Genomic DNA, 13872 nt, shown 5'->3' with positions numbered 1-13872 from the left:
CACTGCGGATAAAAATTGTCTAATGCTTTAAGAATTAGCAACAAACTGTTCACGTAGCAATTGAATTTGATCGCGTAAACTGGCTGCTTGTTCAAATTCAAGATCTTTTGCATAACGATACATTTGCGCTTCTAACGCCTGAATTTTAAGCTCCAATTCTTTGGTCGAAAGTTTCTGATAATCTTCGATAATCGGTGATACTTGCGGTTGTTTATGTTTACCTTTTGCCGATACTGGTACACCGACTTGTAAAATATCGCCAACTTTTTTATTTAAACCTTTAGGCACAATACCATGCTGTTGATTAAAGGCGATTTGCTTTTCGCGACGACGTTCCGTTTCTTTAATCGCTTTTGCCATTGAATCAGTAACCTTATCGCCATATAAAATAGCTTTACCTTTCAGGTTACGCGCTGCACGCCCAATCGTTTGAATTAATGAACGTTCTGAACGTAAAAATCCTTCTTTATCTGCGTCTAAAATAGCAACTAGTGATACCTCTGGCATGTCCAACCCTTCACGCAACAAGTTGATGCCCACTAAAACATCAAATAAGCCTAATCGCAAATCACGAATAATTTCGACCCGTTCAACGGTATCAATATCTGAATGCAAATAACGAACCTTTATGTCATGTTCTTGCAGATAATCGGTCAAATCTTCTGCCATTCTTTTGGTTAACGTTGTTACTAGCACTCGTTCATTTACCGCTGTACGCAAATTGATTTCAGATAACAGATCATCAACCTGGGTGGCTACCGGACGAACTTCAATTTCGGGATCGAGTAAGCCAGTTGGCCGGACAACTTGCTCAATAATTTCATTTGCCGATTTTTCCAATTCATACTTACCTGGCGTGGCAGAAATATAAATTGTTTGTGGGGAAAGTCCTTCAAATTCCTCAAAACGTAACGGGCGATTATCCAACGCCGAAGGTAAGCGAAAACCATATTCTACCAATGTCTCTTTACGCGAGCGATCACCTCGGTACATACCACCAATCTGTGGGATGGCGACATGCGATTCATCAATAACTAATAAACCATCTGCGGGTAAATAGTCAAACAATGTTGGTGGTGGTTCACCAGTTGCACGGCCAGAAAGATAACGTGAATAATTTTCAATACCAGAACAATAGCCCAATTCATTCATCATCTCTAAATCAAACTGAGTACGCTGTGTTAACCGCTGCTCTTCAACTAGTTTACTATTTTCCAGTAGTAATTTACGTCTTTGTGCCAATTCAGTTTTAATCTGCTCCATGGCTTCAAGGATACGCTCACGTGGAGTTACATAGTGGGTTTTAGGATAAATGGTAAATCGCGGTACATTATGTTGGATCTGTCCGGTTAAGGGATCAAAAAGCGCTAGCCGTTCTACTTCCTCATCAAATAATTCAACTCGTAACGCATATTGATCTGATTCGGCAGGAAAAATATCAATCACTTCCCCCCTAACTCTAAATGTTCCTCGCTGAAATGCTTGATCATTGCGGCTATATTGCAAATCAGCCAGGCGGCGTAAGATAGCTCGCTGATCAATAATCATACCTTTGGTCAAATGAAGCATCATTTTTAGATAGCTATCAGGATCACCTAAACCATAAATCGCTGATACCGAAGCAACAACAATAACATCACTCCTTTCAAGCAGTGCTTTAGTGGCAGAGAGTCGCATCTGTTCAATATGTTCGTTAATAGAAGCATCTTTTTCAATAAAGGTATCGGAGCTTGGAACATACGCTTCTGGTTGATAATAATCATAATAAGAAACAAAATATTCCACCGCATTGTCAGGGAAAAAATCCTTCATCTCACTATATAATTGTGCAGCCAACGTCTTATTGTGAGCCATTACCATTACCGGGCGGTTAACTTGCTCAATAACATTAGCGATAGTGAATGTTTTACCCGATCCGGTGACACCAAGTAAGGTTTGATGAGCCAATCCATCATTAAGACCTTCGATTAATTTCTTTATCGCTGCAGGCTGATCACCGGCAGGTTGAAATTCAGCATGCAATTTGAAGACTTTACTCATCTAACCCTCTCTACTAAAAATATTTCTTTATCATACTGGATAAAAAAACAGTTTCATAAACAACCAATTATTTACATATATTTATTATTTTAATAACTTAGTTATCCCCAAGCTTTTTTTACCTTGAATTATATTTTATGCTAATCAGCCAATGTAAAACTTTATTATATATCATTTCAGACTTGATTTTATATAACATGTTAATATTTATAAAATTTTAATTCAGAGCAGAGAATGGCATCAACTGCCCGCCAAGCCTCGTCCCATCTCGGTTAGCGTAACTTTTCTAGATTTAATACACAAAGTTATCCACAGGAATAGTGGATAACTCAAGAAATTCTTTTCAGCATCAATAGTTGTAAGATTTTCACTTGAGCATTGGCAAAAATTTTTGCCAAAAAATAATCACAAAAAAATTTTTTTATAAGCAAAAAAAGAAAAATAGCATTTCATTTATTGCAATTAAGCTAATTCAAGCAAAAGATGGCTAAAGCGGTATAACGCTTCAGCCGAAAAATTATTCCTATTACAGTAGGTTATCTAAATTGACAAATTTGCCAATCGAATGAGATTGCCTATTCGGCAAATGCGGAATAACTCCTAAACATGGCGCTGACAGCCGTTGCTGTAATGTTAACAAATAATCCTGCTGATATTGACCCGGTAAAACAATTTCATTAGCCACCCAGCCTGCCAATAATAAGCCACTTTGCTCAATGGCCTGTGCGGTTAATGTTGCATGGTTGATACAACCCAATTTAATGCCAACTGTTAATATCACTGGCAATTGCTGTTGTATAACCCAATCAGCCAAAGTGTGTTCAGCACAAAGCGGTGTATACCATCCACCAGCACCTTCGACGATAATCCAGTCAGCAGATTGTTTTAATTTATTTAATCCTGTATGCATTATCTGCCAATCGATAAGCTCCCCTGTTAGTTGACTAGCAATATGGGGTGACGTTGCTTGAGCAAAAACGATCGGATTAACATCATGGTAATTCAGTTTCACGCTACTATTTTTTCTTAATAACTGAGCATCTGAATTTCTTAAGCCAATGGTTAACTGTTCACTGCCTGAGGCTACCGGTTTATAGCCCGCTGTTTGATAACCCTGATCGGCAGCTGCTTGTAGCAGCGCACAGCTGACGACAGTCTTACCCACATCTGTATCAGTTCCAGTGACAAAAAAACATCTATTCACGATATAATATTCCATAAACCAGTTGATAAGTTAAGGGAAATTGCTGATTAATATGAGGATAATGATCAACCAGTTTAGCTAACTGGTTTTTTGTCATTAGACCCTGCTGCTGACGCCCATCCGTTAGATAAGTCGCGCCAATACCCTTTATAGATTGAAGTAAACAAGCAAATGTAGGGTAAGTTAAATGCCAGCAACGCTGTTCTAAACTATGCTGCCAATCACGACAAGCCTGCTTAATTTGTTCAAAAGCCATAAAAGAATTAATGTGCCGGTTATTATCAACTTTTTGCCAACACTGTTGTAGCTCTTGTAATGAGCCATCGACTAAAGTAGAAAAAGCAACAACCCCACCCTTTTTAGTAACACGATATAACTCACTTAATGGGGTAGATAAATTACTACACCACTGAATAGCAAGATGACTAAAACAGAGATCAACACTTTTATCGGCGAATGGTAACCTATCCATATCGGCCTGGATATAGCTCATAGCCGCTTGCTTTTGTTGAGCAATGGCTAACATTGATGCAGACAAATCGAGGGCTATAACCCGTTTTCCGGCTAACTGCCACTGCGCACTGAAATAGCCGGTACCACAGCCAGCATCCAGCACTGTGTTACCAGGTATTGCAGATAAGCAATCAAACAGGTGTTGGCCACTTTGTTGTTGAAATAAGGCAATATTGTCGTAATTTTTGGCCGCCCGCCCAAAAGCATGAGCAATCGCTTGCTTATTCATCGGCGTCGTTGTTAAAGAAGTCATTTAATGTTTCCATTAACTGTGCAATATCGGCTAATTGATGATTTGCCATCAAGGTGATCCTTAATCTTGCACTACCCGCTGGTACCGTTGGCGGCCGAATAGCTTGCACCCAAAATCCTTGCTGGCGTAAAAATTGAGATAACTGTAAACAGCGTTGATTACTACCAACAATGAGTGGCTGAATTGCGCTAGCGGAATTTAATAGTGGCAATTGATAGTGGTTAGCTAATTGACGAAAATAATCGATATTGCGCTGTAAATTGGCTCTTAATTCATCTGCTTGACGAATTTGTCTAACCGCCTCAGTTAATGCCACTGCTTGAGCCGGAGGCATTGAAGTACTATAAATCAAATGGCGAGCATATTGCAGAAAATAGTCAGCGGTTTTTTCATCACAAAGCAGTGCCGCACCACTAAGACCAAAAGCTTTACCAAATGTCACCACCAGCAGTTCAGGTTTTATCTTATGTAGATAACAACTACCTCTGCCTTCATGGCCTCTTACGCCAATACCATGGGCATCGTCCACTAATAACCACGCCTGCGCTTGCCTCGTCACTGCCTGCAATTGAGCTAAAGGGGCACTATCTCCATCCATACTAAATATACCTTCAGTAGCAACCAGTGTTTTACCAGTATGATTGGTCGCCAAAAGATGCCTTAAGGCGTCAGGTTGATTGTGGGCAAAACGTTGTAATCTAGCTGGCGATAACATCGCGGCTTCCAGTAAGGATGCATGACTGAGTTTATCGGCCACAATATGATCATTTTTGTTCATTAAGGCCGTTATTACACTTTGATTTGCCGCATAGCCGGAAATAAATAACAAAGCACGGGGGTAACCTAACCAATCGGCAAACTGTTGCTCTAATTGGGCGTGAGCGCAATTAAAACCGATAACATGACCAGAGCTTCCACTACCTGTTCCATATTGGCTTAATCCTGTTTGCCAGGCTTTAATAATTGCCGCATGATGACTTAATCCCAGATAATCATTACTTGAAAAATTGACATACTGCTGTTGTTCAAAGATTAGCGTACACCCATCATTTTTTTTTATTAGCTGCCGCTGCCGCCACAATGCTTGCTGCTTGCGCCTATTAAGTTGACGAGTTAAAAATGTTGACCAATTCATTATATAGTGCCGCGTTATAAAACTGTTCCGTATCCACCTGCATCATCGCTTCTTCCAGCTGCTCAATTTGCTGGTGGTGAGTCAAGGCGGTTTCAATCGGTTGAGGATTAATATTTAGCTTGCGAAAAAGTTGCTGATCTTTATCTTCTTTGGAATTAGCGACCGTCAATAACTTACAGCCATAAAAGAGGGAGTTAGCCCCGGCCATAAAACAGAGTGCTTGCATCTGTTCATTCATCTGTTCACGGCCAGCAGAAAGCCGGACAAAAGAGGTTGGCATCATAATACGGGCAACAGCGATGGTTCGAATAAAGTCAAAAGGATCGACATCTTCATTATCTTCAAGGGGAGTGCCTTTTATTTTTATTAGCATATTAATCGGCACACTTTCAGGAGCCTGCGGTAAATTAGCTAATTGAACCAATAGCGCCGCTCGATCAGTAACCTTTTCACCTAAACCAACAATTCCACCAGAGCATACCTTCATGCCTGCCTGACGAACCACATCAATCGTATCCAGCCTTTCTTGATAGGTTCGAGTGGTAATGATGCTGCCATAAAATTCAGGTGAGGTGTCTAAATTGTGATTGTAATAATCAAGTCCAGCTTCCGCTAACCGGTGTGCTTGCTGATAATTTAATTTACCCAGTGTCATGCAAGTTTCTAAGCCTAACGCTTTGACTTCTTTCACCATGGTTTCGAGATAAGGCATATCGCGTTCATGGGGATTGCGCCAGGCAGCGCCCATACAAAAACGGGTTGAACCGGCTTTTTTGGCTTGTTTAGCCGATTCGATCACTTGCTGGACTTCTAATAGTCGCTCGGCTTTTAATCCGGTTTTATAGCGAGCACTTTGTGGACAATATTTGCAATCTTCCGGGCAGGCGCCGGTTTTAATAGAGAGTAAAGTACTAATCTGGATCTGTTGCGGATCAAAATGTTGACGATGAACTTGCTGAGCTTGAAAAAGTAATGCAAAAAAAGGTAAATCAAATAGTGCTTGTGCATGGCTAAGTGTCCATGGTTTTTCCATCTTCACCATTCTCTCTTATGAAACAAAAAGTATTGCCAGTTTAAATAACTGCGTTATAATGTCAACTAAAACAAATATAATTAGTTTACTATGGATAATAAAAATCGACGATATTAATTTTGATGCGAAACATATTTGGCACCCATACACTTCAATGACCAAACCAATACCAGCCTATCCTGTCGTGCGCGCTTCAGGTGTCGAACTTGAATTAGCTGATGGCAGAAAATTGATTGATGGTATGGCTTCCTGGTGGGCAGCAATTCACGGCTATAACCATCCCGCACTCAATCAAGCCGCTACAGAGCAATTAACGAAAATGTCCCATGTAATGTTTGGCGGCATCACACATCCGGCAGCGACTGCTTTGTGCCGACAATTAATCGATATAACTAATGATAAATTAGAGTGTATTTTTCTGGCTGATTCCGGCTCAGTTGCGGTCGAGGTGGCATTAAAAATGGCATTACAATATTGGCAGGCACGAGGCGAAGCGCGCCGCCAGTTTATTGCCTTACAACAAGGATATCATGGTGATACCTTTGGTGCTATGTCAGTTTGCGATCCGGAAAACTCGATGTATAGTCTTTATCGCGGCTATCTACCCGAACATATTTTCGTGCAAGCGCCTCAATGCGGTTTTTATCAACAATGGCAAGCTGACTCTCTGATCCCATTAGAAAAAATACTAACCGAACAGGCCGACAAAATTGCTGCCATTATCGTTGAGCCGATCGTTCAGGGAGCGGGCGGTATGCGAATTTATCACCCTAATTATTTGACGGCAGTGAGAGAATTATGCGATCACTATAATATTTTGCTGATTGCCGATGAAATCGCCACCGGTTTTGGCCGTACCGGCAAATTATTTGCTTGTCAACACAGCGGCATTGCGCCGGATATTTTATGTTTAGGTAAAGCGCTAACCGGTGGTTATGTTACTCTGTCAGCCACTCTGACCAGCCGTTCTATCGCAGAGACTATCAGCCTAGGTAAAGCCCGCTGTTTTATGCATGGGCCCACTTTTATGGGCAACCCACTAGCCTGCGCGATCGCTGATGCGAACATAACATTACTAAGGAATAGCCCATGGCAAAAATGGGTGAAAAACATTGAAAATCAATTAATGGCTGAACTCTACCCACTGCGAGATCAACCACAAGTTGCTGACGTGCGAGTTTTAGGCGCAATTGGTGTTGTTGAAATGAAAAACCCCGTCAATGTGCCTGAATTACAACGTCATTTTGTCGCTGAAGGAGTCTGGATCCGGCCATTTGGTAAATTAATTTATTTAATGCCACCCTATATTATTACCGCTGAACAGCTGACTAAGTTAACGCAAGCGATAAAAAAAATAGCCATCAAGCTGTAAATTAAAAAATAATTTATTTTTCAATTATATGGGTCGTGATCCACATCGGCCCTTTGCCAACCGGATACCGATCTAATGCTTGTAGCACGCCAGTCACCGCATCTATTTTATAAACCGCAATATGATCGGACTTTTGGCCTGCGGCCAGCAAAAAATGACCGCTTTGATCAATATTGAAGCCACGTGGTTGAGTTTCGGTTGCATAAGCTGCCATCGGCGTTAATGCTAACCCCTCTGCTGTCACCTCGAAGTGGCGTATTATACTGGCAGAACGTTCACTAGCATAAAGATGACGACCATTTGGCGTAATATGGATATCGGCAGCCCAAGGTTTACATGCCGCTCCGGCAGCTAAAATGCCACAATTTTGCTTTTGCTGATAAGGTTCAAATACAGAATATACATTAATGGTGGCATCTAGCTCATTTAAACAATAAAAAGCGTTGTGGTTGGGCGAAAATGCCAAATGGCGGGGCCCTGCGCCTTCATTAGTTGTGATCCGATAGGCAACCTGTTCGGTTAAATGTCCATTGTCATTAATGGTATAAACGCGGATCTGATCTTCCCGTAGACAAGGTACAAACAAGTATGAATTATCAAAACTTACTCCCGATGCATGGGGATGTTTTAAATCGCCAATAACTTGAATTGGTGATTGAGCGATCCCCTGTTGATCAACCGGTAACACCATTAAATTACCCTGATGGTAAGAGGGAATAAATAACCAATGACCCTGATTATCAATTTCAATATGGGTTGGCGTGGCGGGAATATCGGTAATGGCCTGTTGGCTGAGTTTTCCTGCAGTTGAAATAAGATAAGTAATAATCGCAAAATCAGGACGGATACCAACATAAAGGTGTCGACCATCACGACTAATCTGCATCGGCTGTACTTCACCTGGTAATGTCAACTGTTGCAATAATATCAGTTTGCCCTTTTCATCCATTGACCAAACATGAATTTGCTTGCTTTCTGGACTGGCAACATACACCACCTGTTTCATTGCTTAACTCCTCAGAAATGATTCTACAAAATAGCCTCAATTATCATATCCGATTTGCTGCTAAATAATGACAAAATAGCCAAATGGTTAATAAAAAAATTTATTCATCAGCTAACTGATGTCACTATGTTGCAGGTTTTTATAAATTATCACTCTGTGACTAAAGTTTATATTTACCGATAATAATTTCACAACTGTTGAGAGCCATTGAATATAGCCTTATTCAACTAAATTTAGTATTCAGATTATCACCAATTAAATTAAATCCTATAAAAAATCTGTTGCTAAAAAGTAAAAAAATAATATTATATAAATATATAAGATATTTATTTTGTTAATAAAAATTTTTTAACAAAAACGCAATATAATCAATACATCCATTAAATATTTAATATAAATTTCAGATTATTGTTTACTGTAAGCAACATATAAGCCGAGTTTATTTGACCAAGCGCTTTATATAGATTTTATCAGTTTCGCATAATTAAGTCATAAATAACATCAGAAAGCCGTGAGCAAAATTTTAAAATAATAAACCGAAAATATCAGGATGAGCAGATTAACACCATTAAGTGTTAATAAAAAATTAAGGAATAGTAATGAAACCCCGCGAAAATTTAATGGTAGACTTAGAAACCATGGGAATGGGTAGTTGCGCCGCCATTGTAGCAATCGGTGCGGTTTTTTTTGATCCTACAACCGGTGAAACCGGTGCTGCCTTTTATCAAGCTGTCGATCTCTCTTCATCAATGTCTGCCGGTGGAACAGTTAATGGCGAAATCATAAAATGGTGGTTATGCCAATCTAATGAAGCTCGAGCAACGATTGCCAAAAAAAGTTTACCATTAATTGATAATGTTCTGCGTGAATTACATTTCTGGGCGCGCGAAAATGCACAAGAACGAATGGATGGTTTAAAAGTCTGGGGGAAAAGCGCTAATTTTGTCTTAAGAGGCGCTTATGAAAGATCAAATTTAACCCCTTTTTGGCATGTCGGTAATGATCGTGATGTACACACTATTATCGATATAGGAATGAACCGTGGCTTTAATCTACAAAATGAGTTGTCAATGGTTAAAACGCAAGATAATGCGCTTAATTGTGCGCTTTATCAAGTGAACCATGTTGCCAATATTTGGCAAAAAATTATCCAATATGAGGGGTGAAAATTTATTCATGCTAATGAAAATTACCAATGATTAATATCAAATACCAATAAACTCACATTACGCTAAATTATTTGATAAAAGCTAGCTAAGTAGAAATAGCTAGCAATTAATAATAGTAAATATTGCATAATACAAAAGTTTGCAAATCTGATTTGAAATTATAATATTGGTTACTTCACACACTAAAAATGGCTATTAATATTATTTAGCTTGCATATCCACATCGACAACTTGATAAAAAGCATTTGCCGTATCAGCAATTGACCAAACACCTAAAATGACTTGATAACCAGTGCGTTGTGGAACATCACAATCAAAATAAATCTGATCTTTAGCTGGCATCTCACCACCGTCAAAACGCTCACAGAACGGTTTTAAATCAAAAGAGGCACGGGTTAATGATGCATTGGGATTCCAATCCTGTTTAGTAATAAAAAACTCCCATTTTTCTGTTCTGTGAGGCTGGGTTAGCGACCAACGAAAGGTGTTTTTGCCTGAAGTTAGCGGTACTTTTTTCCAGCGATCAACACTTTGTTCGTTGAGTTTATAAAATGATGAATTATCACCACTGGCTATCTTACCATCACGAGCACCGCCTTGCGGAAAACCTTTCGGCCCTTCAGTAGAAATAGGATCATATTCAACAGCGCCACAATTATTATTTTCATGTATCCAACATAAAACTACCCGGCTCTTAGGTTCAAAAATAAAACCATGCTGTGGTTCCGGTTTTGCAGATGCAGTTGCAATATTGGTAGCGCACATGAGTGCTAACGGAGCTAATATTAATTTACTTTTCATTTAATACATCCCTTAAATAATTTCTACTTTTAATAATTAACACTATTTTTATATAACATTACATACAGCTGGCTAAATTATTATGCCAATAAAACTAAAATATCAATTTAATTAATCTATTTTTTGCTTAAAAAACATTTCACTTAAATATAAATAAAATAAAAAAATTAATATATTGGCCTTTATGTGAAAAATAATGACCATCAAATAACAAATAAAAATAATATATTAAATAGGATATAAATATAATTTCAGCAAATCTTATCTAAATTATTCTAACGTTCGTTATATTTAATAATAAGAAATTTAATTCATAAATAATCCATTTTTATAAAATATAATAAATTAATATCTAATTTATCATCTAACCAAAATATCAGTTAAAATTAACAACCATCGGCATAATAAATTTAAATACTAATATTAAAATAAGCTGTTCAGATAGAAGCACTTATTGTTAAAAAAGGCAATAAATATCGATTTAAAATTAACAACATTGACATTAAATTAATAAAATGGCCATCTATTAACTCAACGGGCCAAAATTTTTGCTGCTTATTAATATTCAATTATGTTGCTAGTTTATTATCCACTAAGGTAATTATTTATTTTTTCTGGTTTAGTTAACGACTATTATTCGATATGATTAGATTCGGAAAAATTTATCGGTTTGCACCTGTAAGATAAATAATTTACTAAGTTACATTGTTTAAAATTACTAGCTAGATTAAATGCTATATCACTATTTAATGAGGCTGATTTATGTCATATCGCGTCATCGTTTTAGATCTCGATGGTACCCTATTGGATCCACAAAAACAGATCTTGCCACAATCTTTAGCAGCTATAAAGCAAGCTCGTCGCCAAGGGATCAAAGTTATCATTGCTACCGGCCGCCATCACGCTGCTATTCACCCATTTTATCAAGCACTGAATTTGGATACGCCGGCAATTTGTTGCAATGGTACTTATCTCTATGACTATCATGCTAAAAAAGTGCTGGAATCGGATCCGTTATCAGCAGCAGAAGCGACTAAGGTAGTTGCCTATTTACAAGGTACCGATATCAACCACTTGATGTATGTTGATGACGCCATGCTATATCAACAACATAATGATGCTATTGAACGAACATTGAAATGAGCAGATTCTTTACCTGAAAATCAACGTCCCAATATCCATAAAATTGACAATTTTAATACAGCAATCCAACAAGTTACGGCTATTTAGAAATTTGCCACTTGTACGCCTGATATCGAAAAATTACGTACTTTTAGCCAAACTATTCAACAAGAGCTGGAGCTTGCTTGCGAGTGGTCATGGTTTGATCAAGTTGATATTGCTAAAAAAGGCAATAGCAAAGGTTTGCGTTTACAACGTTGGGTCGAATCTCAGGGTTTAGCGATGAAAGATGTGATAGCTTTTGGTGATAATTTCAATGATGTCAGCATGCTAACTGCCGCAGGTCTCGGCGTTGCAATGGGTAATAGCTGTGATGAGGTGAAAAAACATGCTGATATAATTACCGATCAAAATAGCGCGCCAGGGATCGCTCAAGTGATCGAAAAATATGTGCTATAAAAGGCTGTAAAGCTATTTGCACAACTGGCTAACAATCTTTGTTCACAAATATTGCATCATTAATAGAATTAAAGCCGACGAGTTAGCGATAGACTCTTGATTTGGGCATAAACCCATTTATCCGGCTTTATTTCTAGCTCATCTCTTGCCCAACCCGTGATCCTAGCCCAGATAAAGTAGCTATTTAGTGCTAACTTAACATCCACTTGCTCGCTGTCATCAATGCACTCACTACTTTAACCCTTAATATATTACGAATAGTCGTTTGCGTTGGCTTATCTAAGGTTAAAGAAACGTCTGCGGCATCAATACGGATCCGAACCGATTGACCTAATTGATATTGCAACTGGGGAAGCCACAATCGTTGATCCTATATAGCAACCGATGTCATCGTATAAAGGCTATGATGCTCGATCACCTTAACATTTAATATACTACTTAATGTATCAGCTTGTAACCAGGGACGGAAAACACTGCTCGACCAAATATCAGCTAACGGCGCGACTGCTTCAATTTTACCTGCTGACATAACAATTACATTATCAGCCAGCCGGACTATTTCATCCAGATTATGACTGACATAGAGAATAGGGATTTGGATATCTTGCGATAACTTCTCCAAATAGGAAAGTAACTCTCTTTTGCGTGGTAAATCTAACGAAGCTAATGGCTCATCCATTAATAATAATTCAAGCGCGGCAATAATGTTTTAATACCGAGCAATTGAACAATATCATCAAAGTTTGATTTCATTGCGCCAGACATGCCATATTGCAAATTACCTTTGACGCTATAATGTGGAAACAGGCGCGCATATTGAAAAACATCACCCATTTTACGCCTTTCTGGTGGTACAAACAGATCTTTATCCGTATCGACTAAAATCCGATCATTAAAAATAATCTGTCCTTTATCAGGTCTGGTAAGCCCACCTATCAGATTTATCAGGGAGGTTTTGCCAACACCGGAAACGCCAAAAATAGCGGTGATCCCTTGAGTCGAAAGTGCGGTATCAACAGAGAGCGATAAATCCCCTAGCTGCTGTTGCAGACGCAAAGCTAACACATTGCCCCCAAGCGTTTTCTGCCACAACGAGTTAACCATTCAGAAAAGCGTAACGACAGCAAGGCTCAGATGATAGCAATAATACATAAACGAGCCGCGGCTATTTCTGCGCCTGGTGTTTCAATTAGAGTATACATGGCTAATGGAATGGTTCTGGTTTCACCTGAAATATTAGAAACAAAGGTAATCGTGACACCAAATTCACCTAATGAACGAGCAAAAGCCAAAACCATACCAACAATAATTCCCGGTAAGATGATCGGTAAGGTGATGGTAAAAAAAACCGTAATGGATTAGCGCCTAATGTTCGGGCGGCTTGCTCAAGGCGTCTATCAACGCCTTTCAATGCTAATCTTATTGTTCTAACCAACAATGGAAAAGCGATGATAGCAGCAGCTAAAGCGGCACCTCGCCAACTAAAAGTAAAACTAAATCCAAACCAATCGTATAGCCATTCACCCATTGCCCATGGCGACCAAATGACATTAAAAGCAGATAACCTACCACTACTGGCGGTAATACTAGCGGTAAATGGATCAGACTATCGAGTAATGTTTTGCCCGGAAAATGACAACGCGCCAAGATCCAGGCCATTAATATTCCTAAAGGCAGACTGACCAATACCGCAACACTCGATACTTTTAAGCTTAAAATAATAGCTTGCCACTCATATTCACTTAGCATCTGCAAGAATTAATTT

9 protein-coding genes and 3 pseudogenes are annotated in these 13872 nt (G+C 38.8%); 3 read left to right on the top strand and 9 right to left on the bottom strand.

Going from position 1 to position 13872, the window contains the following annotated elements; translation table 11 throughout:
- Positions 1-27: 27 nt before the first annotated feature.
- The 5 genes from uvrB to bioB form a co-directional block, all read right to left on the bottom strand.
- Positions 28-2040: an excinuclease ABC subunit UvrB gene (uvrB, locus tag AC01GB_RS14700; protein WP_474452498.1), complete on the bottom strand. Its 2013-nt coding sequence runs from the start codon at positions 2038-2040 to the stop codon at positions 28-30.
- A gap of 526 nt (positions 2041-2566) precedes the next feature.
- Positions 2567-3244: a dethiobiotin synthase gene (gene bioD / locus AC01GB_RS14695; RefSeq protein WP_474452497.1), complete on the bottom strand. Its 678-nt coding sequence runs from the start codon at positions 3242-3244 to the stop codon at positions 2567-2569.
- Entirely contained in the window at positions 3237-4010 is a 774-nt protein-coding gene (bioC, locus tag AC01GB_RS14690; protein ID WP_474452496.1) for a malonyl-ACP O-methyltransferase BioC, read from the bottom strand. Before bioC ends, bioD begins: the two co-directional genes overlap by 8 nt.
- Positions 3979-5145 carry an 8-amino-7-oxononanoate synthase gene (gene bioF, locus AC01GB_RS14685; protein WP_474452495.1) on the bottom strand — a complete coding sequence of 389 codons (1167 nt, stop codon included), beginning with the start codon at positions 5143-5145 and terminating at the stop codon, positions 3979-3981. The genes bioC and bioF overlap by 32 nt, the downstream gene beginning before the upstream one ends.
- Positions 5111-6178 (bottom strand): biotin synthase BioB, encoded by a 1068-nt coding sequence (gene bioB / locus AC01GB_RS14680; RefSeq protein WP_474452494.1) that lies wholly within the window; start codon positions 6176-6178, stop codon positions 5111-5113. The genes bioF and bioB overlap by 35 nt, the downstream gene beginning before the upstream one ends.
- A gap of 58 nt (positions 6179-6236) precedes the next feature.
- Between bioB and bioA the strand changes: the two genes are divergently transcribed.
- Positions 6237-7550 (top strand): adenosylmethionine--8-amino-7-oxononanoate transaminase, encoded by a 1314-nt coding sequence (bioA, locus tag AC01GB_RS14675; protein ID WP_474452493.1) that lies wholly within the window; start codon positions 6237-6239, stop codon positions 7548-7550.
- 13 nt (positions 7551-7563) lie between these two features.
- Here bioA and pgl read toward each other — a convergent pair whose 3' ends face one another.
- Positions 7564-8556, bottom strand: coding sequence for a 6-phosphogluconolactonase (gene pgl / locus AC01GB_RS14670; RefSeq protein WP_474452491.1), 993 nt, complete (start codon positions 8554-8556; stop codon positions 7564-7566).
- Between the two features lie 599 nt (positions 8557-9155).
- Between pgl and AC01GB_RS14665 the strand changes: the two genes are divergently transcribed.
- On the top strand, positions 9156-9722 hold the full coding sequence (locus AC01GB_RS14665; RefSeq protein WP_474452490.1) for a 3'-5' exonuclease: 567 nt from the start codon (positions 9156-9158) through the stop codon (positions 9720-9722).
- 204 nt (positions 9723-9926) lie between these two features.
- On the opposite strand, the gene AC01GB_RS14660 is transcribed toward AC01GB_RS14665, so the two are convergent.
- On the bottom strand, positions 9927-10526 hold the full coding sequence (locus AC01GB_RS14660) for a lytic polysaccharide monooxygenase (RefSeq protein WP_474452489.1): 600 nt from the start codon (positions 10524-10526) through the stop codon (positions 9927-9929).
- A 762-nt stretch (positions 10527-11288) separates the two neighbouring features.
- Between AC01GB_RS14660 and AC01GB_RS14655 the strand changes: the two are divergent.
- Positions 11289-12107 (top strand): annotated as a pseudogene (locus tag AC01GB_RS14655) (pyridoxal phosphatase).
- Between the two features lie 68 nt (positions 12108-12175).
- Here the strand turns inward: AC01GB_RS14655 and AC01GB_RS14650 are convergent.
- Positions 12176-13172, bottom strand: a pseudogene (locus AC01GB_RS14650) (TOBE domain-containing protein).
- Positions 13166-13856 (bottom strand): annotated as a pseudogene (modB, locus tag AC01GB_RS14645) (molybdate ABC transporter permease subunit). Before modB ends, AC01GB_RS14650 begins: the two co-directional pseudogenes overlap by 7 nt.
- Positions 13857-13872 lie beyond the last annotated feature (16 nt).

This window comes from Candidatus Arsenophonus phytopathogenicus, from assembly GCF_056113345.1.
The sequence above is the reverse complement of the archived record's forward strand: the minus strand, read 5'-3'. Positions and strand labels throughout refer to the sequence as shown.